General features: G+C 73.2%; 18 protein-coding genes and 2 tRNA genes. 7 read left to right on the forward strand and 13 right to left on the reverse strand.

Features of this window, described 5'->3' with window-relative positions; genetic code table 11:
- Positions 1–353: 353 nt before the first annotated feature.
- From ndk to MXD62_RS38170, 7 genes are all read right to left on the reverse strand, one after another.
- A complete protein-coding gene (gene ndk, locus MXD62_RS38140) occupies positions 354–767 on the reverse strand; it encodes a nucleoside-diphosphate kinase (RefSeq protein ID WP_018500225.1) in 414 nt (137 codons plus the stop codon).
- Positions 768–971: 204 nt separating this feature from the next.
- Positions 972–2,321, reverse strand: a complete 1,350-nt coding sequence (locus tag MXD62_RS38145; protein ID WP_248834164.1) for a folylpolyglutamate synthase/dihydrofolate synthase family protein — start codon at positions 2,319–2,321, stop codon at positions 972–974.
- A gap of 112 nt (positions 2,322–2,433) precedes the next feature.
- Positions 2,434–3,726: an ATP-dependent Clp protease ATP-binding subunit ClpX gene (gene clpX / locus MXD62_RS38150; RefSeq protein ID WP_248834165.1), complete on the reverse strand. Its 1,293-nt coding sequence runs from the start codon at positions 3,724–3,726 to the stop codon at positions 2,434–2,436.
- A gap of 422 nt (positions 3,727–4,148) precedes the next feature.
- Positions 4,149–4,793, reverse strand: coding sequence for an ATP-dependent Clp protease proteolytic subunit (locus MXD62_RS38155; protein ID WP_018500228.1), 645 nt, complete (start codon positions 4,791–4,793; stop codon positions 4,149–4,151).
- A gap of 62 nt (positions 4,794–4,855) precedes the next feature.
- Positions 4,856–5,497: an ATP-dependent Clp protease proteolytic subunit gene (locus tag MXD62_RS38160; RefSeq protein ID WP_308301394.1), complete on the reverse strand. Its 642-nt coding sequence runs from the start codon at positions 5,495–5,497 to the stop codon at positions 4,856–4,858.
- A 403-nt stretch (positions 5,498–5,900) separates the two neighbouring features.
- Positions 5,901–7,388 carry a trigger factor gene (gene tig / locus MXD62_RS38165; protein ID WP_248834166.1) on the reverse strand — a complete coding sequence of 496 codons (1,488 nt, stop codon included), beginning with the start codon at positions 7,386–7,388 and terminating at the stop codon, positions 5,901–5,903.
- Positions 7,389–7,443: 55 nt separating this feature from the next.
- Positions 7,444–7,516: transfer RNA gene (locus MXD62_RS38170), tRNA-Pro, on the reverse strand.
- Between the two features lie 48 nt (positions 7,517–7,564).
- On the opposite strand from MXD62_RS38170, the gene MXD62_RS38175 reads away from it, so the two are divergent.
- A tRNA-Gly gene (locus MXD62_RS38175) sits at positions 7,565–7,635 on the forward strand.
- Positions 7,636–8,258: 623 nt separating this feature from the next.
- Here the strand turns inward: MXD62_RS38175 and MXD62_RS38180 are convergent.
- Positions 8,259–10,229 (reverse strand): glycoside hydrolase family 3 protein, encoded by a 1,971-nt coding sequence (locus MXD62_RS38180; RefSeq protein ID WP_248834167.1) that lies wholly within the window; start codon positions 10,227–10,229, stop codon positions 8,259–8,261.
- A 251-nt stretch (positions 10,230–10,480) separates the two neighbouring features.
- Here MXD62_RS38180 and MXD62_RS38185 point away from each other — a divergent pair, with 251 nt between their 5' ends.
- A complete protein-coding gene (locus MXD62_RS38185; protein ID WP_248834168.1) occupies positions 10,481–12,358 on the forward strand; it encodes a class I SAM-dependent methyltransferase in 1,878 nt (625 codons plus the stop codon).
- Positions 12,359–12,626: 268 nt separating this feature from the next.
- Positions 12,627–13,496 carry a L,D-transpeptidase gene (locus MXD62_RS38190; protein WP_248834169.1) on the forward strand — a complete coding sequence of 290 codons (870 nt, stop codon included), beginning with the start codon at positions 12,627–12,629 and terminating at the stop codon, positions 13,494–13,496.
- Positions 13,497–13,563: 67 nt separating this feature from the next.
- Here MXD62_RS38190 and MXD62_RS38195 read toward each other — a convergent pair whose 3' ends face one another.
- Together MXD62_RS38195 and MXD62_RS38200 are read right to left on the reverse strand one after the other, a co-directional pair.
- Positions 13,564–14,718, reverse strand: coding sequence for a M48 family metalloprotease (locus MXD62_RS38195; RefSeq protein WP_248834170.1), 1,155 nt, complete (start codon positions 14,716–14,718; stop codon positions 13,564–13,566).
- Between the two features lie 5 nt (positions 14,719–14,723).
- Positions 14,724–15,179 carry a BlaI/MecI/CopY family transcriptional regulator gene (locus tag MXD62_RS38200; protein WP_248834171.1) on the reverse strand — a complete coding sequence of 152 codons (456 nt, stop codon included), beginning with the start codon at positions 15,177–15,179 and terminating at the stop codon, positions 14,724–14,726.
- A 204-nt stretch (positions 15,180–15,383) separates the two neighbouring features.
- On the opposite strand from MXD62_RS38200, the gene MXD62_RS38205 reads away from it, so the two are divergent.
- On the forward strand, positions 15,384–15,791 hold the full coding sequence (locus tag MXD62_RS38205; RefSeq protein WP_020462748.1) for a molybdopterin-binding protein: 408 nt from the start codon (positions 15,384–15,386) through the stop codon (positions 15,789–15,791).
- Positions 15,792–15,875: 84 nt separating this feature from the next.
- On the opposite strand, the gene MXD62_RS38210 is transcribed toward MXD62_RS38205, so the two are convergent.
- Together MXD62_RS38210 and MXD62_RS38215 are read right to left on the reverse strand one after the other, a co-directional pair.
- Positions 15,876–16,862: a tRNA-dihydrouridine synthase gene (locus MXD62_RS38210; protein WP_308301395.1), complete on the reverse strand. Its 987-nt coding sequence runs from the start codon at positions 16,860–16,862 to the stop codon at positions 15,876–15,878.
- A 74-nt stretch (positions 16,863–16,936) separates the two neighbouring features.
- A complete protein-coding gene (locus MXD62_RS38215) occupies positions 16,937–18,352 on the reverse strand; it encodes an MFS transporter (RefSeq protein WP_248834172.1) in 1,416 nt (471 codons plus the stop codon).
- A gap of 38 nt (positions 18,353–18,390) precedes the next feature.
- Here MXD62_RS38215 and MXD62_RS38220 point away from each other — a divergent pair, with 38 nt between their 5' ends.
- From MXD62_RS38220 to MXD62_RS38230, 3 genes are all read left to right on the forward strand, one after another.
- Positions 18,391–18,582: a hypothetical protein gene (locus MXD62_RS38220; RefSeq protein WP_248834173.1), complete on the forward strand. Its 192-nt coding sequence runs from the start codon at positions 18,391–18,393 to the stop codon at positions 18,580–18,582.
- A gap of 227 nt (positions 18,583–18,809) precedes the next feature.
- Complete coding sequence (locus MXD62_RS38225; RefSeq protein WP_248834174.1) at positions 18,810–19,406, forward strand: TetR/AcrR family transcriptional regulator; 597 nt, start codon at positions 18,810–18,812, stop codon at positions 19,404–19,406.
- Between the two features lie 110 nt (positions 19,407–19,516).
- The gene (locus MXD62_RS38230) at positions 19,517–19,951 is read left to right on the forward strand and encodes a DUF962 domain-containing protein (protein ID WP_248834175.1); all 435 of its coding nucleotides are present in this window, start codon (positions 19,517–19,519) and stop codon (positions 19,949–19,951) included.
- Positions 19,952–20,144: 193 nt separating this feature from the next.
- Here the strand turns inward: MXD62_RS38230 and MXD62_RS38235 are convergent.
- On the reverse strand, positions 20,145–21,296 hold a 1,152-nt coding region (locus MXD62_RS38235), incomplete at its 5' end, for an ABC transporter permease (RefSeq protein ID WP_248834176.1).

The following is a 21,296-nucleotide window of genomic DNA, read 5'->3' on the forward strand; positions in this document are numbered from 1 at the left end:
TCGCCGCAGCCCGCCGGACACGTTCCGGGCAGTTGAAAGCGTAGACCGCCCCCGGTGGGGTCGCCGCGCCGACCGGGAAGCGTGTCACCCCGCGCGTAGCGGGGCGTGCACGGCACGCCGGTCGGCGCCAGGCCATCCGGGACGGTTGCCGAGCGGGCGGCGCAGCGCCACCGATCGGGCGCCGGGCTCCGAGCGCAACCGCCCCGGATCGGTGACGAAACGCCCGCCGGGACGGCTCGGCCCGCCCAGCGGCCCCACGGGGGTGCCACCGCGACGGGACGCCGCGCGGCCGGCGGTTCACCCGCAACGGTGCCGCCGGCCACCCTCGGACGGGCCGGCCGGAGCCAGGTGGGTCAGCTCAGGCCGGGGAAGAAGAGGTCGATCTCGCGCTTGGCCGACTCGGGCGAGTCCGAACCGTGGATGAGGTTCTGGCCGATCTCGAGCGCGAAGTCACCGCGCAGCGACCCGGGAGCCGCCTTCACCGGGTCGGTGGCGCCGATCAGGCCGCGCAGTGCCTCGACCGCGCGGGGCCCCTCGGCCACCAGCGCGACGAGCGGGCCGGAGGTGATGAACTCCACCAGCTCGCCGAAGAACGGCTTGCTGGCGTGCTCGCCGTAGTGGGTCTCGGCGACCGAGCGCTCAAGCGTGCGCAGCTCGAGTGCGACGATCTTCAGCCCCTTACGCTCGATGCGGCCGACGACCTCACCGACGAGGCCGCGGCTGACGCCATCGGGCTTGACCAGGATGAGGGTGCGCTCGGCGGACACGGGACTCCTTCAGAATCGTTTCGTCATCTTCGACGTGGTAGGGGCGCCCGGACCGCGTCTACGCGACACCGGTTGGCCCCTGGCAAACCTACAGGGTCGGCGTTCACCGCCGGTCCGCGCAGCCCCCCGGACCACCCGTCAGAGCACCGCGCGGGCAACACCGGGATCACCAGGCACATCAGATCATCGCCGGCCGGCGGACGGTCAGCGACGAAGCAGGTGCCGTGCCTCACCCACGGTCACCAGCGAGCCGGTGACCAGCACACCCGTGCCGCCCAGCTCGCCCTCCTCCTCCGCGAGCCGCACCGCGGCCTCGAGGGCGTCGTCCAGCCGTGGCGCGACCTCGACCCGGTCGGCATCGAAGACGTCCACCGCGATCGCGGCCAGGTCGTCCGCGCCCATCGCCCGCGGTGACGTGCTCTGGGTCACGACGACGCTGCTGAGTACCGGTTCCAGGGCGGCGAGGATGCCCTCGGCGTCCTTGTCTCCGAGCATGCCGACGACGCCGACGAGGGTGTCGAAGCCGAAGGCCTCGCCGACGGCGGCCGCGAGGGCCTGCGCGCCGGCGACGTTGTGCGCGCCGTCCAGGATGATGGTCGGCGAGCGCCGCACGACCTCCAGCCGGCCGGGCGAGTCGGCCTGGGCGAACCCGGCGAGGACGGCGTCGGCGTCCAGCTGGCCCTGGCCGCCACCGAGGAACGCCTCGACGGCCGCCAGCGCGACGGCCGCGTTGTGTGCCTGGTGGATGCCGTGCAGCGGCAGGAAGACCTCCTCGTACGTCCCGCCCAGACCGCGCAGGGTCAGCACCTGGCCGCCCACCGCCACCCGCCGGCCGACGACGCCGAACTCCAGGCCCTCCCGCGCGACGGTGGCGCCGACCTCGGCGCTGCGCCGCAGCAGGACCTCGGCGGCGGGCAGCGACTGCTGCGCCAGCACCACCAGGGCGTCCGGCCGGATGATCCCCGCCTTCTCCGCCGCCACCGCCTCCACGGTGTCACCCAGCTCCGGATGGTCGAGGGAGACCGGCGTGATCACCGCGACGCCCGCGTCGACCACGTTCGTCGCGTCCCAGGTGCCGCCCATGCCGACCTCGACGACCCCGGCGTCCACGGGCGAGTCGGAGAAGGCGGAGAACGCCATCGCGGTGAGCAGCTCGAAGAACGTGACCCGCTCGGGATGGCGGCTGTCGACGAGCTCCGCGTAGGGGATCACGTCGTCGTAGGCCCTGGCGAACACCTCGGCGTCGGCGGGCACGCCGTTGATGCTGATCCGCTCCGTGACGCTTTCCATGTGCGGGGAGGTGTACCGGCCCGGCCGCAGCCCGAAGCCCCGAAGCAGCGCGTCGATCATCCGCGCCGTGGACGTCTTGCCGTTCGTCCCGGTGATGTGGATGGACGGGAAGGACCGCTCCGGGTGCCCCAGCAGGTCGACGAGATCCCGCATCCGGTCCAGGTCCGGGTGCATCCGGTGCGGGAACCGTCCGGCCAGTGCCTTCTCCACCCGGGCGAGCTCGGCCGCGTCGTCCGGCGTGCGCCCCGTGCGTGCGTCTGTCACGGAGCCGAGGTTATGGCATCGGGACGCCCGTTCCGAGGCCGCGGCCGGCGCGGGCACCTCGCCGTCGCCGAGGCCACGGCGACCGGTGCCGGGGCGGCCGGCCGCGATCTCGTCAGGCGGACTTCTCCTGGCGCGGGCCGCGCTTCGACGCGGCGACGTCGCGTGGCACCAGGGTCGGGTTGACGTGCTCGAGCACGACCTCCCGGGTGATCACCGCGCGGGCGACGTCCTTACGGCTCGGGATGTCGTACATCACCGAGAGCAGGACCTCTTCCATGATCGCGCGCAGCCCGCGGGCGCCCGTCCCGCGCAGGATGGCCTGGTCCGCGATGGCCTCGAGTGCGTCGGTGGTGAAGTCGAGGTCGACGCCATCCAGCTCGAACAGCCGCTTGTACTGGCGGACGAGCGCGTTCTTCGGCTCGGTGAGGATCCGGATGAGCGCCTCGCGGTCGAGGTTGGAGACGCTGGTGATGATCGGCAGCCGGCCGATGAACTCCGGGATCATTCCGTACTTGAGGAGGTCCTCCGGCATGATGTCGCCGAAGACGTTCGAGGCGTCCGGGTCGTCCTTGCCGTGCAGCACCGCGCGGAACCCCAGCGACTTCTTGCCGATGCGCGACTCGATGATGCGGTCCAGACCGGCGAAAGCCCCACCGACGATGAACAGGACGTTCGTCGTGTCGATCTGAATGAACTCCTGGTGCGGGTGCTTGCGGCCGCCCTGCGGCGGGACACTCGCCGTCGTTCCCTCGAGAATCTTCAGCAGCGCCTGCTGCACGCCCTCGCCGGAGACGTCCCGGGTGATGCTGGGGTTCTCCGACTTCCGGGCGATCTTGTCGACCTCATCGATGTAGATGATGCCGGTTTCGGCCTTCTTGACGTCGTAGTCGGCGGCCTGGATGAGTTTGAGAAGAATGTTCTCGACATCCTCGCCGACATACCCGGCCTCGGTGAGCGCGGTCGCGTCGGCGATGGCGAACGGGACGTTCAACATCCGGGCCAGCGTCTGCGCCAGCAGGGTCTTGCCGCACCCCGTGGGACCCAGCAGCAGGATGTTGCTCTTCGCGAGCTCCACCTCGCCCTTGCCGGCGTCACCGCCGGAGGCACCGCCCGCCTGCACCCGCTTGTAATGGTTGTAGACGGCCACCGACAGCGTCTTCTTCGCCGTCTCCTGACCGACCACGTACCCGTCGAGGAACTCGTAGATCTCCCGGGGCTTCGGGAGCTCCTCCCACTTGAGCTCCGAGGACTCGGAGAGCTCCTCCTCGATGATCTCGTTGCAGAGATCGATGCACTCATCGCAGATGTAGACGCCGGGGCCGGCGATGAGCTTCTTCACCTGCTTCTGAGACTTACCGCAGAAGGAGCACTTGAGCAGGTCACCGCCATCACCGATGCGTGCCACCGAGGACTCAGTCCCTTCGTCCAGACGATGGTGTCGCCTGCGTGTCGGGGGCGGTGGGCACCGCCCGGTCGTCGCGTGTCTGCCTGTATCCGTCCCCGTGGGGACGGTACCCCGCGGGGGCGTCCGGTGAGAGCCCAATCGCTGGGCTCATACCGGTCAGCCTACGGTCATCGGGCCCGTCCCCGCTCGTCCAGACGGCCCGTTCGGCACCACCGCCCGATCGGGCGTCCGGAAGGGGACGGGAGGATGCCAACCCGTCGCACCCGGCCCGCCACCGACGAGCCCCTCGCGTGCCGCGCCACCAGGGCCGCCGGGCCCGCGGCCCGGGTCCGACAGAGGAGGCGGCGCCCCGGAGGCGCCCACCGGGGCCGGCCCGGTGAGCCCCGCCGTGCCGGGCCCGGCGGGGCAGACTCGGCGCCGACTCAGCGCGCCGAGGCGAGCCGCGAGGACTTCCGGGTCTTGATCACTTCGTCGATGATGCCGTAGTCCTTGGCCTCGTCAGCGCTGAAGATCTTGTCGCGCTCGATGTCCTTGCGGACGGCTTCCTCGGTGCGCCCCGTGTGCTCGGCGAGCATGTGCTCCAGCAGCGACCGCATACGCAGGATCTCGCGCGCCTGGATCTCGATGTCGCTGGACTGGCCCTCACCCTGCGCCGACGGCTGGTGGATGAGGATGCGGCTGTTCTGCAGCGCGAACCGCTTGCCGGGGGTACCGGCCGCGAGCAGCACCGCCGCCGCGGACGCCGCCTGGCCCATGCAGATCGTCTGGATGTCGGGACGCACGAACTGCATGGTGTCGTAGATCGCGGTCAGCGACGTGAACGACCCACCAGGCGAGTTGATGTAGATCGAGATGTCGCGGTCCGGGTCCTCGGACTCGAGGAACAGCAACTGCGCCATCACGTCGTTCGCCGACGTGTCATCGATCGGCGCGCCGAGGAAGACGATGCGCTCCTTCAGCAGCTTCGAGTACGGGTCCATCCCGTACTCACCGCGGGACGTCTTCTCGATGATGTTGGGGAGGACGTACCGGCTCTGCGTTCCGTAGTAGCCCTGTGGTCCGTGCATGGTGACTGCCTCCGAGGAGAGCGGGTGACGAGGGTCGGGACGGCTCGCTGCCGCGGCGGGCGTCAGCTCACCGGTCCTTCGCTGGGGACCTGGCGGGCCCGCTGGACGACGTGGTCGACGAAGCCGTAGTCCTTCGCCTCGTCCGCGGTGAACCAGCGGTCGCGGTCGGAGTCCCGCTCGATCTGCTCGACGGGCTGACCGGTGTGGAAAGCGATGCGCTCCTGCATCATCCGCTTGGTGTAGAGCATCTGCTCCGCCTGGATCGCGATGTCGGACGCCGTTCCGCCGATGCCACCGGAGGGCTGGTGCATCATGATCCGCGCGTGCGGCAGCGAGTAGCGCTTGCCCGGCGCGCCCGCGCAGAGCAGGAACTGGCCCATCGACGCGGCGAGCCCCAGGGAGACCGTGGCGACGTCGTTCTCGACGTACTGCATGGTGTCGTAGATCGCCATGCCGGCGCTGACCGAGCCGCCGGGCGAGTTGATGTAGAGGAAGATGTCCCGCTCGGGGTCCTCGGCGTTCAGCAGCAGGAGCTGCGCGCAGATCGCGTTGGCGATCGAGTCCTCCACCACCGAGCCGAGGAAGATGATCCGCTCACGGAGGAGACGGTTGAAGACCTGCTCGTCGAAGCCGGGGCCAGCCTGTCCAGGCGAGCGGAGACTCGGGCCCGGGACAGCCAGGCCAGGGGCGGCGATGTCACTCACGGTCGGATCCTCGGCTTCCTTCGGCGGCGTCTGATTGACCGGCTCGACACTATCTGTGACACGAGCCGGTTCCGGTGCTTCTCCTTCGATGTTCGCGCTCGGCGTGAGGCCGAGCCAGTCCGGCATCGATGTGCGTCGAGGGCCCGTGACCAGCCGCCGGCCCCGGCCGCACACCCGTCGTCACCATGCCGGGCGACAGCGTGCCTCTCGGTGTCCATGCGTGGCACCGGACACGCCGACGGCCTCCGAAACTCGCGTTCCGGAGGCCGTCGGTCGAATCCACCCGCCGTGCCGCGCACCGCGCCCCACGGCCGCAGCCCGGCGCCCGTGGCGCAGGGCGGCGTCGTCACAGGGGCGGCCGCTGCTCGGCGGTCGTTACCTGGAGATCGCTACCTGGCAGTCGTTACTTGGTCTCGGACGCGGGCGGCTCGGAGTCGCCCGCGCCGTCCGCGTCCGTAGCGGTGGCGGTGGCCTCGTCGCCGGCCTCCACCGAGGGAGCCGCCGCCGGGACCTCAAGCTCCTCGGCATCCAGCTCGTCCGAGATGTCCGGAACATCGTCCTCGGCCTCGCCCGACGGACGGCGCGGCAGGTTCAACTCCACCGCGTTACCCTCGGTGTCGACGACCTTCGCGTTCTCCAGCAGCAGGAACAGCGCCTTCGTGCGGAGGACATCCGCCATCAGGGCCGTCAGCCCCTCGCCCTGCGCGAGCTGCTGGGCGTACTGGTCAGGCTGCACACCGGCCCGCTGCGCGCGCATCAGGATCTGCTCCATCAGCTCACCCTGGTCAAGGCCGATCGACTCGGCGTCGATCACCGCGTCCAGGATGAACTGCGAGCGGATCGCCTTGCCCGCCGAGCTGCGGACCTCCGCGTCGAACTCCTCCGACGACTGACCCAGCGTCTCCAGGTAGGTCGCCCGGTCCGTACCGATGTGCTCCAGCTCGTGCCCGAGACGGTGCTCACGGGCCTCCAGCTCACCGGCCAACACCGAATCCGGCACCGGCACCTCGACCAGCTCGATCAGCTTGTCGAGCATCTTGTCGCGGGCCTCGCCCAGCTGCTCGACCTTCCGGTTCGACTCAAGCCTGGTCCGGACGTCGGCGCGCAGCTCCTCCAGCGTGTCGAACTCGCTGGCCGTCGTCGCGAAGTCGTCGTCGAGCTCCGGGAGCTCCTTCTCCTTCACGCCCCGCACCACAGCGGTGACCTGCGCCGTGCGGCCCGCGTACTCACCGGCGAGCAGCTCGGTGTCGAACGTGCGCTCATCGCCGTCCGACGCGCCGGTGATGGCCTCGTCGATCCCGTCGATCAGGTTCCCGCTGCCGACCTCGTACGACATGCCGGTCGCGGTCGCGTCCTCGATCGCCTCACCGTCGACCGACGCCGACAGGTCCAGCGAGACGAAGTCGCCCTCCTGGACCGGGCGCTCGACCGGCTTCAACACGGCGAACCGGTCACGCAGGTTCGTCAGATGCTCCTCGACCTGCTCATCGGTCACCGTCGCCGGCTCGACGACGAGCTCCAGCTCGCCGAACTCCGGCAGAGTCACCTCCGGGCGCACATCCATCTCGGCCGTGAAGACCAGCTGCGCGCCATCGGCGAACTCGGTGATGTCCACCTCGGGCCGCGACAGGACGTCCACCTCTTCGGCCTGGACGGCCTCCGAGTAAAGGCGCGGCAGCGCCTCCTGGATCGCCTCGTCGAGGATCACACCGCGCCCCAGGCGCTGGTCCAGAATCCGCGGCGGGACCTTGCCCGGGCGGAATCCGGAGACGCGCACCTGGCGCGCCAGCTTGCGGTAGGTGGCATCGACGGACGGCTTGAGCTCGTCGAAGGGCACCTCGACGGTGAGCTTGACCCGGGTCGGGCTGAGGGTCTCCTTGGTGGCCTTCACGGCGCGGCGGTCTCCTGGTACGACGTTGGACGGGGTGACGCGCCGAGGGTATCGGTCGGGGCGGGGAGACTCGAACTCCCGATCTCCTGCACCCAAAGCAGGCGCGCTGGCCACTACGCTACGCCCCGAGGCGTTGCCCCCACATCCTACGGGGTAAGCTTCCCTCCATCACCTACGCGGGTGTAGCTCAATGGCAGAGCCCCAGCCTTCCAAGCTGGCCATGCCGGTTCGATCCCGGTCACCCGCTCGTCGATGGGTTTGCTATGCCCAGGGAACCTGGGCCTGGTCGACTCGCCATGTCTGCCGGGGGGCGGTGCCCCCCGTGGCCCCCTCGGCGGGCGGGGTTTTGGGGGCGGCCTGCGGCCTGCGGTGGTAGCCCCGACACCGGGCTGCGCCCCCGACCACCGGTTCCCGAGGGCGGCCTGCGGCCTGCGGTGGCAACCCCGACACCACGCGGCATCCCGGACACAGGTCCCGAGAGGTACCTGCGACAGCATCCCCGGCGCTAGGCCACTCCCCCCGACCACCAGGGCGACTCCACCCCTGACGCCTTCCCCGGCACCCTTACCAGCCCCAGCATTGATGCGTGACGGGTGAGTGAGTCCATGGACTCACTCACCCGTCACAGTTGTTTTCTAGCGCCCAGGTTGTGGTTGTTTGAGGTCCACGGTGGCGGCCCTGGCGCTGGGCAAAGTGCTATCAATCCCCGGCAGGAGCCCGGGCGGTGGGCCGCCGCCCGGGCCCCTGCCGGGCAACGTCGACGGGGCGCAGCGCCGACCCCGACCGGCGCGGACCACAGCCCACCACCTGCGGCGAAGGGGCCCGACGGCAGGCACGCCACCGACCACGGGTCGGGAGGAGCGGCCGAGGTCAGCAGGCGCGCGGGGTCGGTAGGCCTGCGCCGCGCGGCAACGCGGTGCCGGTCGCGGTTCGGGTGACGACCGGCAGCCGGCCGGAGGGTGGCACCGCGCCGGCCAGCACCGCCGCCAGCGCCTTCATCGACGCTGGGTCGCGTGAATAGCTCGCCAGCCACGCCCCGGCGGCCATCGGCGGACGGTAGGGCGTCCCGGTCGACACGACCACGGTCCGCCGATCGGTGACGGGCGGCGGCGAGTTCCCGACCAGCACCACCCGGACCACAGCCGTACCCGCTCCCGAGGCGCCTGCCGCGGGCGGCGCTGGCGGGCGGCCGGAGCCCTGGGCGACCAACCGGGCGCCGATCCCCCGGGCGCCCAGTGCGTCCACGAGCATCTTCGCGGCGCCCGACGGCCCGGAGACCTCCACCGCCGGCCGCGTCCCGCCCGCACCTGCGCCGGCGGGGCCGTGGCTGAGCGGGAGCAGGTCACATGTCGGCTGGTCAAGGAGTGTGATCGCCCGCTCGGCGATCGCGGCCGCGGTGGCCGCCGCCTCCTCGGGGGTTCGGGCCGCGGCGGGCTCGGTGTGCGCCAGCCTCCACTTCATCCTCAGGATTCGACGTACCGAGGCGTCGATCCGCTCCGGAACGATCGCCCCGGAGCGCACAGCGGAAACCACAGCATCAAGCGCCTGCGTCAGGTCCGGCGGCATCAGCAGCATGTCGACGCCGGCCTGGACGGCTCGCACCGCCGCGCCGCCGGGCGTGTTGTGCTCGGTGATCGCGGCCATGTTCAGCGCGTCGGTGACGATGACGCCGTCGAAGCCGAGCTCGTGGCGCAGCAGGCCGTCGACCACCGGCTTCGACAACGTCGCCGGCGCGGCCGGGTCGAGCGCGGGGACGTTCAGATGACCGACCATGACCATCGGTACGCCCGCGGCGATCGCCGCCCGGAACGGCGGCAGGTCGAGCGCCGTCAGCGCCGCCCGGTCCCTGGTGATCGTCGGCAGGTCGGCGTGGCTGTCGACGGACGTCGCGCCGTGCCCGGGAAAGTGTTTCGCGGCCGCGGCCACCCCGACCTGCCGGTATCCCTCGACCGCCGCCGCGGTGAACCGCCCGACCGCCGCAGGGTCGTCGCCGAAGGAGCGCTCACCGATCACGGGGTTCGCCGGGTCGCTGTTGACGTCCGCGTCCGGGGCGAAGTCGACGTTGATGCCCAGGGCGCGCAGGTCCGCGCCGGTGATCTGCGCGGCGTCCCGCGCGTCGGTGGGACGTCCCGTCGCGCCCTGTGCCATCTGGCCGGGCAGCAGGGTCACGCCCTCCCGGACGCGCAGCACCGTTCCCTGCTCCTGGTCCGCGGCGATCAGCAGCGGGATGCTGGCCGCCGCGCTCAGGTCCGCGGACAGCGTCTTGACCTGGTTCGGGTTGACGATGTTGTCCGGGAGCGCCCCCGGGCCCGTCCCACCGGCGTCGAAGTAGATCACGCCGCCCAGGCTCCGTCTCGCGACGGCTTCGGCGGCCGTGTCCACACCGGACGTCCGCCGGTTCGCGGCGACAACGGCCGGGCTCCGGTCGGCGCCCGTGGTACCGAAGACGTATCCCATCATCATCTGGCCTACGCGCTGCTCCAGCGACAGGCCGGCCAGCGTGGACTCGACCCAGCTGTCCTCCTCGGCCGAACCGGCGCCGGGGCCGCTCCCCGCACCGCCCGGGTCGGCGGCCGACAGCTCGTCGGCGCCGGTTTCCGGGCCGCCGGCGGGGTGCTCCGCGGTGCCGCGCCCGGATTCCGCGCCCGCCGCGCCGCCGCCCGGGTCCCCCGCCCCGGCGGAGCCGCCTGCGGTGTCGCCGTCGGCGAGGCTGAGCCGGTCCGCCATCGAGCCGCCCGCGTCGGTGCCGCGGACCGCCCAGGCGAACGCCGTGACACCGGCCAGCGCCGCCAGGACGACCACGAGCGCCACCCCGACGACCCGCACACGCCGCATGACCATCCCCTCGTCCGCGAGTCGCCCGATCCGTCTCCTCGCACCGTCTGTGACCTCACCTGCCCGGACCGGACCGCCCGAACCGGCCGGGAGCCGGAACCGGCCGGGAACCGAAACCAGCCGGCAACGGGAGCGAACCGTACACACCATCATGGATCGCCAAGCGGGGTGGGGTGGGCGCGGAGCGGAGCGCACGGGGACGTACGTTGCGAGGTGACCGTCGCGGCGCCTCCGAAGGTGCCAAGACAGGAGGCGTCATGAACCGTCGAGCACTGTTGCCGGTCGCCGCATGCGCGGGCGTCGGGATCAACGGCCTGCGGCTGCGCGCACGGATGCGGGCACTCGCCGTCATCGCACCGGCCGACGAGCCGGTACATCCCTCGCACGTCTTTCTGCTGGCGGACGGCGTCCGCCTCGACGAGCCGGCCCGGCGGGCGGCGAGCGCGCACGCGCTGCGGGAGGGCCTCACTGTCCTGGACCTCGTGCCGGCCGAGCTGCCCGCGCACGAACTGCTCGACCTCGCGCGGCTGGTCGATCCGGCGCGTTACCGCGCCCAGCGGCTGGAACGGGGGCGCGGAGCCTTCCGCGCGCTGCTGGTCGACCGGGACGTCCTGGAGCGCGCCGGGCTCGACCTGAAGGACCCGAGCCGCGTCGACCTGGTCGCGGCGACGGCGGCCCTCAAACTGCTCGCGCCCGCGTCGACGGATCTGGCGATCCTGCCGGGCCTCACCGCCGCGGACGGCTTCACACCCCCGGACGGCGGGCCGCCGACCGGGTCGGCGGACGGGTCGGATCGGGTCGCGGTGCAGTTCGCCGCTCGCCCGTGGGAGCCCGGCCAACCGTTCTTCCCTCTCGCCCGCGACCTCGCGGTGGCCGCCGGGGCCACCGCGGCCCCGGGCTGGGCGCTCGGCGCGGCGGTGCTGTCGTGGCTGCAGCCGCTGGTTGTCGGCGCCGGGCGCATCCGGGTGCCCGCCGCCGACCTCGTCCGCAGCCCGGTGACGCGCCGGCGGCCCGCGGTGCGGACCCTCGCCTCGGCGGTCGGCGGCGCGGTGACGGGCTCGGGCGTGGACCTGCCCAGGCCGGGGCCGCCCGCCCCCGAGCCGGCCGTGCTGGCCGCGAAGCGGCGTGAGTACGCCGCCGACCTGGCCGCCGGCATCGACCGGTTCCTGGAGCCGGCCACGACGAGCTGTCCCTGGTGCGGCGGCACGGATCTCTCGCTGGCCCTGCGCGGCGTGGACGCCATCCAGGTCAAGCCCGGGGTGTTCCGGTACGACCGCTGCGGCGGCTGCGGCCACATCTTCCAGAACCCGCGGCTGACCCTCGACGGTCTCGACTTCTACTACCGGGACACCTACTCCGGCCTGGGCTCCGGGCTGACCGAGGAGCTCTTCCGCCGCAACACCGACAGCTACCTGGAACGGGCACGGATCGACATACCCACGCCACAGCGCTGGCTGGACGTCGGCGGCGGGTTCGGGCACTTCTGCGCCGCCGCGCGCGAGGTGTGGCCGACGACCTCGTTCGACGGTCTGGACATCGGCGCGGCCATCGGCGAGGCGGAGCGCCGGGGCTGGGTCGACCAGGCCTACCGGGGGCTACTGCCCGACCTCGCCGGGACGATGAGCGGGCGCTACGACGTCGTGAGCATGTTCCACTACCTCGAACACACCCGGGACCCGCGGGCCGAGCTGCGCGCCGCCGCCGAGGTCCTCGCCCCGGGCGGCCACCTGCTCATCGAGGTGCCGAACGCGCAGAGCCCGGCCGCCCGGTGGTACGGGACGTACTGGCCGGGCTGGTTCGTGCCGCAGCACCAGCACCTCGTCCCGGCCGACAACCTGACGGCCGCCCTCGGCGAGGTCGGCCTCGAGGTGCTGGACGTGCGCTTCGGCGAGACGCACCAGCGCGGGGACGCCCCGGTGGTCTTCTGGGGGATGTGGCAGCGCGCGACACCGTCACCGGCCGTCCCGTGGCGCGAGGTCAGCCGGCCCGGCCTGGCCCGCGGCCGGCGCGCCCTCGTCGGCGCGGCGGTGTTCACCGCGATGCCGGCGGCGATCGCGTGGGACATGGCGAGCCGGCCGTACCTCACCACCGGTAGGCGCTCGAACGCCTACCGGATCCTGGCCCGCCTGCCCTGAGCCGCCTGCCCTGCTGCCGGGCGGGCGCTGATGCCCCGCCCGGCAGCAGGGCCCGGCGACGATGGCTGCGGCGCGGTTCATCCGCCGGGCTGGCGTTCGCGTGATCCCCCCTCCCTTTCGTTACTCTGAGCGACGACAGTGGTCGCAGGGTAGCGAGGTGGCTGCCAGGGGGACAGGCGATCTCCGCGCTCGTGGTCCCGCCGGACCACCCGGCCCAGCCGCGGCCGTGACGCCGGCACGGCAAGGCGCGCGTCTCGGGGGGTGTGGCATGACTGGAAGGGTGCGGCGGGGACAGCAGGACACCGCTGGCCGGCGGCGCGGGCCGGCAGCGGCCACCGCTGTCCTGCTGTCCGCGATGGTGGGCGCGACGCTGCTCGCCGGCTGCGGCGGGTCCGATCGGAGTCCCGTGCCGGATCCCGGCCCGCGCCCCCGCCCGGCGCCCGGCGCGAGCCCTTCGGTCGGCCCGCGCGCCGGCGGCGCGACGCCCCGCGAGGACGGCACGCCCGCCGGCGACGGCGCCGAGCTGGCTCTGCCCGCCGGCTGGAGCTGGGTCGCGCACGCGGACGTCCCCCAGATCAAGATCTTCGGGCGGCCCGGCGACGACGAGCCGCGCTGGACGTTGGCAAGCCCGAACCCCCGTGGTGTTCCACTGCTCTTCGGCGTCGAGGAGCGGCAGCCCGCCTGGCTGCGGGTCAAGGTTCCCGTCCGGCCGAACGGCAGCGTGGGATGGGTTCGCACGGCGGACACGACGATCTCGACCACGCCGTTCGAGCTGCTCGTCGACCGCTCGGAGCACCAGCTGACGATCTTTCGCGACAACACGGTGGTCGCGAAGCTGCCGGTCGGGATCGGTACCGGGGCGACCCCCACCCCGACCGGCACGTTCTACCTGACCGAGCTGTTGCGCCCGGGCGACCCGAACGGCCCTTGGGGGCCGTTCGCCTTCGGCCTGTCCGGGTTCTCCGACGTGATCACCCAGTTCAACGGCGCCGAGGGCATCATCGGCCTGCACGGCACCAACCGCCCGGACCTGGTCGGCTCGGACGTGAGTATGGGATGCGTCCGGCTGCGCAACGCCGACCTGCTCCGGCTGGTGGACGTCGTCCCGCTCGGCACCCCGATCACGATCGTCGGGTGAGCCGACGGGCGCGGGCCCTCGCCGAGCCCTCGTCTGAGGGCGGCCGATCAGGGTTCGGGGCGGCTGTTCAGGATTCGGCGATGGCGAACACGCGGCGGTAGGGCAGGTCGAGCAACGCCTCGACGGCGACACCGCACGACGCGGCGGCGAGGGCCGCCGGCAGGGCCACCAGCAGCAGCAGCCCGCGGTTGCCCCGCAGCGGCGCGTCGAGCAGGGCCGCGATCCGGCGTGGCACCGGCCCGGGCTGGGGACCGCGGCCGGGCGCGCCGGCCCGCAGCATCGCCGGCGGGACGGCCTCGGCCCGCTGGCGCCGACCGCGGGCGAGGCCCCTGTGCTTGGAGCGCCGGGCTGGCGGGGCGGACTGAGCGTGCGGGGCGTGCTCGCCGCGGACGAGGTCGTGGCAGGGCTCGCCGGCCCGCCCGGGGCCGCGCACGATCCGCTGGAGCGTGGACGGGACCCGCCGCCCGATCCGTGAACTTCCCGTCCCGGAGGCCGCCGAATGCCGGTCGGCCTGTTTCGTCGCGGCGAGCGCGGCTGTTCCGACGACGTGGGCGACCGACCGGCGGTCGCCGACCTCCTGCGCCGCCTGCTCGTCCGCCCAGCGCTCGATCGCGTAGTCGATCAGGGTGACCATGGGGCGCAACGCTGGGAGGGCAGCGGCCGCGAGGCGCGCGGTGAACGCGAAGCGGTGGTGCCGGCCGGCCAGGTGCGCCCGCTCGTGAGCGAGGAGCGCCTGGTGGCGGCCGTCGCCGAGCGCCGTGAGCATTCCCTCCGTGACGACGATCCGCCCCGGCGCGCCGGGAAGCGCGAAGGCGTCCGGACGGCCGTCGGGGATCACCACCACCTCGCCGGTTCCCGGCAGCGCCGCCGCCTCCGTGCGGGCCGCGCGCAGGGAGTCGTACTGGCGCCGCCCGGTCACCGCCACCGAGATGATCACGGCCGCGCCGAGCGCCAGGCACATCCACGACGCCCACAGCGGTGCCACGGCGATCTGCCAGGAGCGCGCCACCGCGCGCAGGTCGGGGGCGAACCCGATCAGGCCCGCCGCCGCGGGCATCCCGAACGCGAGCAGGCTCGCGGCGCTGGCCAGCGCGAACAGGACCGCGGCGGCGGTGAACCCGAGCACCGCGACCCGCGGGGGCAGCCGATCGACCAGGATGCGGCTCGTCACCACACCCGCCGCGGGCGCCAGGACGAGGGATACGAGCAGTTGGTCGACCACCGGGCTCAGCCCTGCCGGCGCGGCTCGGAGCCGCGCCCGTGCTCACCGTGCTCGGCGGGGGCCGGCGCGGAGGCGAGAAGATCGCGGACGAGCGCCTCGTCGGTGGGCGAGAGCGCGGCGATGAAGTGCGTCAGGGCGCGGCGGTGATCGGCCTGCCCGGCGAGAAGCCGGTTCATCCGCCACGCGACGAGCGTGGCTGGATCCCCCGGCGCGGAGTAGATGTAGCCCCGCCCGTGCCGCCGACGGGTGACCACACCCTTGGTGTGCAGGCGGGTGAGAGTGGTGACCACCGCGCTGTAGGACAGCCTCGCGGTGGCAGGAAGAAGATCGCGGACCTCACCCGGAGAGAGCTCCCCGGAGCGGTGCAGCACACCGAGCACCTCTTCCTCCAGCGACCCGGGTGAACGCCGCCGCGCGGCAGGCACCGCCTCGGGCTCCGGCTCCTCCGAACCCTCGTCCATCACACCGGCCCCCCGGCAGCTTCCGCGGCCCCGGGACCAGCCCGTCCGCACCCCGCCTCACGCGGACCACGATACGAGGCGGCCGGCCCCGGCCGGCTCCCGTCATGAGACGGAACACCACGGGGCCACGCCGCGCTCCCCGACGGGGATCGGGCCGCGACCGGCCGCGACGCCACCGACAGCGGGGCCGGATATGGTGCCGGCATGTCGACCTTCAGGATCAGCGAGGTCGCCGGACTGCTCGGCGTCAGCGACGACACCGTGCGTCGCTGGGCCGACGGCGGCCGGCTGCCGACGGTGCGTGACGGAGCGGGCCGGCAGGCCGTCGAGGGAGCCGTGCTCGCGCAGTTCGCGATCGACATCGCCGGTGAGCTGCCGCTGACCCCACCGGCGATCGTCGGCGCCTCGGCGCGCAACCGCTTTCCCGGCATCGTGACGCGGGTGCGCCGCGACGACGTGATGGCCCAGGTGGAGATCCAGTCGGGGCGGCACCGCGTGGTCTCGCTGATGAGCCGCGAGGCCGCGGACGAGCTGGGCCTGGAGCCCGGCGTGCTCGCCGTGGGCACCGTGAAGGCGACGAACGTGGTGATCGAGCTTCCCGAGCGGCACTGATCGGCCTGCACGGGCTCACCTGCACGGGGCTCAGCTGCCTCGGCGGCGCCTTTCGCGCGGCGCTGACGGCCGCGCTCCAGTCGCTCAGCCGACCCCGGCTCTCGTGTCTGCCGTGCTCCCGGCGTCGATCCAGTCGCTGAGGATGTCGCCGAAGACCGTCGGGTCCTCGCCCCGGTTCCAGAAGGCCGTCGCCCCCTGGACCGCTCGGGCGCCGGCGGCCAGGTAGTCGGCGACGTCCCGGCCGCCCAGCACGCCGCCGACGCCGACGACGTCCACCTGCTCGGGCAGGAGGGCACGGAGCTGGCGCACCTGGCCGAGGCCCACCGGCTTGAGCGCGGCTCCGCTCAGCCCGGCGAGGGCCACGTCGAGGACGGGGCGCCGTCGGTCGTCGAGGACCAGCGCGTTCGGGAAGGTGTTGACGGCCGTGACGAACCTCGGCCCGCCATCGGCCTCCGAGCGGCGGCCGAGCAGCGCGGCCAGATCCGCCAGGGCCTCGGGATCGGAGAACGGCGAGACCTTGACCCCGTACGCGGGCGCGCGCCGGTGGCCGGGGCCTGCCCGGCCGGCGGCGAGGGCGGCCTCGACCCGGGCGCAGATCGCGTCGGTCTGACCGGGGTCGAAGCAGGCGATACGCTTCTGCGAGCCGCCGTCCCACACGTTCGGGCACCCGAGGTTGAGCTCGATCAGGTCCGCACCGGTGTCCGCGGCGGCACGGGCCAGCGTCGCGTACTCCTCGGCGGCGAACCCGGCCACGCTGACCACCAGCGGCTTGCCGTACCCGTGAGCGATGTCGGCCATCGCCGGGAGCTGTTCGGCGTAGTACCCGATCCCCCGGTTGGGCAGGCCGAGCGCGTTGAGCGAGTAGGAGCCGCCGGACCAGTAGACCTCCCCGCCGTTGCCGGTGCGGGCGTCTCTCGTGATCGAGCCGACGACGACCGCGGCGACGGCTCCGCGAGCGAGGGCGGTGACGTCCTCGACGGTCTTGCAGGTGCCCGCGGCGTTCATGATCGGGTGTTCGAGCGCGATCCCGGCGAGCGTGACCCCGCCCACCGGCGGCGCCTCGCCCGTCACGCCACGCCGCCGGTCACCGGGATGAGCCCCTCGTTGCCTGCCACGCGGCCAGCGTAACGGCCCGCGCACCCCCCTTACCGGGTGATCAGGTGGCTGGCGAGCGCCCCGCCGGCGGGTCCCGTGCCCGCCGCCGGCACGGCCACCGCCGGCACGGCCCCGGACGGCACGGCGGCGGGCACCACGGTCCCCCGCACCCTGCGCCACAGCCGCGGCAGCGAACCGGCGACCGCGAGCGCCGCGACGGCCGTCAGCACGAACGGGAGGTGTGCGTTCGCCGCGTACAGGGCGCCCGATGTCAGCGCCGCCCCGACCGTCGCGGCGGTCTGGGTCGTCGTGAACAGGCCCTGCGCCCGCCCGGCACCACCGGGCCCGGACTCCTGCGCCAGCAGCGACTGGGCGGATGGGAAGCTCACGGCCAGCGCGATCGCCTCGGCACAGCTCACGAGGACGATCAGCCAGAACGACCCGATGAACGAGTAGGTGGCGACGGTGACACCCGTCGTGGCCGTGGCCGCCACCACCAGCCATCGGCGGTCGTTGTGGTCGGCGAGCCAGCCCGCGGGCATGGCGCAGACGATGTAGGGCAGCGAGAACAGAGTGAAACTGAGCCCGACCAGCTCCGTCGAGATGCCCCGGTCGGTCAGCAGGAGGCTCCAGCAGGTCTCGTAGGTCCCGACGGCCAGGCCGTTCACCGCGGCGACCAGCAGCAGCCCCTCGACCCCCGGCCCCACCGCGGCGAGGGGTGACCATGTTCGCCGCCGGGACGCCCACGCGGGAGCCCGCCGGCCGGCATGACCAGGGGAACCGTCGCGGTGCACGGCGACTGCCGCCACGGCCGCGACCGCCTCCGCGCCGCCCGCCCGCCCACCGGGGACGCCCGCACCCCCACCCGCGGTGGGACCGACAGCGGAGGCGTCGGAGCCGGTAGAGGCCACAGACAGCGCCGGCGCGTGACCGGGGCCGTCCGGCCGGAGCAGGACGAGCACCGGGACGGAGGCGACCGCCGCGGCCACCCCTGCGCCCAGGAAGAGCAGGTCCATCCGCTGCTCGCCAGCCAGCCCGCCGAGCAGCGGACCGATGGCGGTGCCGGCGATCTGACCGGTGTAGACGGCGCTGACGGCCCGGCCGGTGAGGTCCGGCGGCACGGTCGCGGCGATCGCGGTGAGCACGGCCACCTCGAACGCCCCGGCCCCGGCCCCCTGCAGCACCCGCATCGCCGTGTCGCACATGATCCCCGGTGAGACGATCAGCCCGGCGCACCCCACGGCGTAGGCGACGAGCCCCGCGACCAGCACCGGGCGGTGCCCCCGCGTCGTGGTGGCCAGGCCCGCGGGGTACTGGGAGAGCAGCGCGCCGAGGAAGAACGCGGCCATGACCACGCCGACCCCGCCGGCGGAGACGTCCCGTTCCTCCAGGTAGAGCGGGAGGATCGGCGCGATCGCGAACGCCCCGAGCCACTGCAGCAGCGTGGCCGTGCCGAGGGCGACCACCAGACGTCCGACGGCGCCGTGGGTCAGCGAGGCGGCCTGTGGCCCGCCCGGACCGGTTCCCGCGGATGGCCCTGCTGACCCTCGTGGCCCGTCCGGCCCTCGTGGCCCGCCTGGCATGCCTGGCCCCGCGCCGCCCGCGGGCTCGGTTCGGTCCGCGGGCCCGGTTCGGTGTTCTCGGCCGGGCCACGGCCGACTGGATGGTCCCGCGCTTCCCGTTGCTCTTCGCATAGCTCCGTCGCCCCCGTCGGCGCGCGCCCGAACCGCCTCGAGCGCCTGGCTCGGGCTGACGCGCTTCCGGGTCCTCCGCCCGGTTCGTCCCGTCGAAGTACTACCGTCCGTCCGGACGGTCGGTCAACCCGGTAGCATAGGCAGCGCGGTGCGAAGTGCCAGGTGGGCCGGTCGGTGCGGCACAATGGCGCTCGTGCCCGCCTCGGACCCGGCTGCGACGCGACAACGGTTGCTGGACGCGGCTTGGCGTGTCCTCACCCGGCACGGCAGTCAGGCACTCAGCCTGGACGCCGTCGCCCGCGAGGCGGCGGTCTCCAAGGGCGGCCTCTTACATCACTTTCCGACGCGGGCGTCGCTCATCGACGCGCTCTACGACCGGTGGAACGACGAGTTCGAGTCGGAGGTCACCGCCCGGGCGGTGCTGGACGACCGGCCCGGCGGCTGGGCACGTGCCTACCTGGACGCCACGACGGCGGCCGGCGTCCAGCCTCGGGACAGCACGGCCGAGGTCGGGTTCCTGGCCGCCCTCATCGCCGATCCCGAACGGTTGCAACGCTTCCGCCAGCGATACGAGCACTGGCAGAACCGCCTCGTCCAGGACCGCATCGACCCGGCGGCCGCGACGCTGATCCGCATGGCGGCCGACGGGATGTGGCTGGCCGAGCTGCTCGGGCTTGCCCCGCCGACCGGGGAGCTGCGCCGCCAGATGCTCGAGGCTCTGCGCACGATGGCCACCCCGGGCGGGCCGACCCCCGCCCCTGGGGCGCCCGCGCTCGGGCCGCCCGCGCTCGGGCCGAGCACAGCCGCGGAGCAGGCCGCCCGCTGATCCCCGCCGCCGCCCGCCGTGCCGGACGTAGGCGACCCACCAGCTCGGCTGGAGCTGCCCGCCCTCGTCGCCGATGATGTTCGGGGACGAGACGAAGCGAGGGGGCATCCATGACGACTGCCGACTCACCACTCGGCGGCAGGCCGGCCGCGCCAGCACCCGGGCCCTCCCGGGAACCCCTGACTTCCAGGGAGCCCGAGCCGCCGCCGGCGTCCGCGCCGTTCGCCGAGAAGATGGCCTATTACCGGTCCCAGCACACCACGCGGGGAATCCGGGCGACCCATCTCGTGGGTATCCCCGGCGTGGCCTTCTCCCTGCCGCTGCTCGTCGGCCGGCCCAAGGTGGGCCTGCCGATGTTCGTGGCGAGCTGGGCACTGCAGGTCGCCGGGCACTCGGTCTTCGAGCAGAACAGCCCCACGCTGACCAAGGGCTTCGTCACCTATCAACTGTGCGGGCTGGCGTTCTGGTGCGAGGAGGTCGCCGATCTGCTCGCCGGGCGCGGCCTGGGCGGCCAGACCCGCCCGCCACGCCGCTCCCGGACCTAGGTCCCGGACCTTGCGGGACCGGACGACGTCGGCCGAGTGGAGTTTCCGCGGACGCATCCGCTCGTCCCCGAGCTGACGTGCCGCGCCGGTTGGCACCAACGCTCCGGTGTTCCGCGGAACACCGGGATCGATTGAGGTTGGTGGTCACCGCGGCGTGTGCGGGAGCAGGGAACACCCAAATGCCGTTGCCGTACTAGCGGCGCGCGCCGGGCGCGGCACCATAGCCGCCGGGCCCACCGGGCCCGCCGGGCCCGGTGGGCGGTGCCTGCCCGGCCTGCGGCGGACGGCCGACTCCCGGCGGCGGGCCGGCGGGCCGGGTCACCTTGGGGTCGATCCGGCGCAGCATCATCGAGGTCAGCGCGAGCGCCGCCGCGCCGAGGACCAGGCCGAGGACGACGTCGAGCACCCAGATGCCCGCGCTGTGTTCCCACAGCCCGTCGGCCGGATCCGTGCGGAACACCTCGCTGCCCAGCTTGGAGACCTCGTTGAGGTCGTCGGTGGACGCCAGCGCCGCGAAGCCCCAGCGGGCGGGGGCGATCCACGCGACCTGCTCCATCACCAGTCGACCGGACAGCGACACCAGCCCACCGGAGAGCACGAGCTGCCCCATGGTCACCAGCACCAGGATCGGCATCGTCTTGTCCGCGTTGTCGACCAGCGTCGACACCAGCAGCCCGATCATCATGGACGCCAGCGCGGCGACGATCACCGCGACCAGGCACTCGATCAGCGGCGAGCCCAGCAGGGACGCCTCCGGCGGCGTGCGGCCGACGAGGCCGATCAGGGTGAAGATCACGCACTGCAGGGTGGTGATACCGGTGAGGACGATGATCTTCGAGCCGAGGTAGGCCGTCCGGGACAGGCCGATCGTTCGTTCCCGCCGGTAGATGTCGCGTTCCTTGACGATCTCGCGGACCGAGTTCGCCATCCCCATGAAACAGGCGCACAGCACCAGGACGACGAGGACCTTCATCGCGTCCGGGTTCGGTGCGTCCGGCAAGGGTTTCAGCCCGTCGGGGGCCGGGATCACCCGCGGGATGATCCCGAGCAGGAACGGGAAGGCGGCGATGAGCCGCAGGTAGGAACGGTCCGCCAGCACGACCCGCAGATATCGCCGGGTCAGCGTCGCGAGCTGGGAGGTGACCGGCTGCTGGCGCACGCTCGGCAGCTCCGCCGGCGCCTTGCGCACGATCGGCGCCACGACCGCGGAGGGCACGAAGTACTCCGAGGCGCGGAAACGGGCGGCCATCTCCGCACCCGGCGTGCTTTCCAGCTCCCGGAAGACGGCCGCGAACTCGCGGAAGTCCTCCTTGCCGAAGAAGCGCAGCGCCCCGTCCGACGGGCC

It is taken from the genome of Frankia sp. Mgl5 (genome assembly GCF_023242985.1).
In the GTDB taxonomy this organism is placed as follows: domain Bacteria; phylum Actinomycetota; class Actinomycetes; order Frankiales; family Frankiaceae; genus Parafrankia; species Parafrankia soli.

Bases quoted from the DNA above. Each gene is read 5' to 3' on its own strand.
- MXD62_RS38185 (WP_248834168.1), top strand. From the start codon at position 10,481: ATGAACCGTCGAGCACTGTTGCCGGTCGCCGCATGCGCGGGCGTCGGG.
- MXD62_RS38230 (WP_248834175.1), top strand. From the start codon at position 19,517: ATGACGACTGCCGACTCACCACTCGGCGGCAGGCCGGCCGCGCCAGCA.
- MXD62_RS38190 (WP_248834169.1), top strand. From the start codon at position 12,627: ATGACTGGAAGGGTGCGGCGGGGACAGCAGGACACCGCTGGCCGGCGG.
- MXD62_RS38200 (WP_248834171.1), bottom strand. From the start codon at position 15,179: ATGGACGAGGGTTCGGAGGAGCCGGAGCCCGAGGCGGTGCCTGCCGCG.
- MXD62_RS38155 (WP_018500228.1), bottom strand. From the start codon at position 4,793: ATGCACGGACCACAGGGCTACTACGGAACGCAGAGCCGGTACGTCCTC.
- MXD62_RS38180 (WP_248834167.1), bottom strand. From the start codon at position 10,229: ATGGTCATGCGGCGTGTGCGGGTCGTCGGGGTGGCGCTCGTGGTCGTC.
- MXD62_RS38205 (WP_020462748.1), top strand. From the start codon at position 15,384: ATGTCGACCTTCAGGATCAGCGAGGTCGCCGGACTGCTCGGCGTCAGC.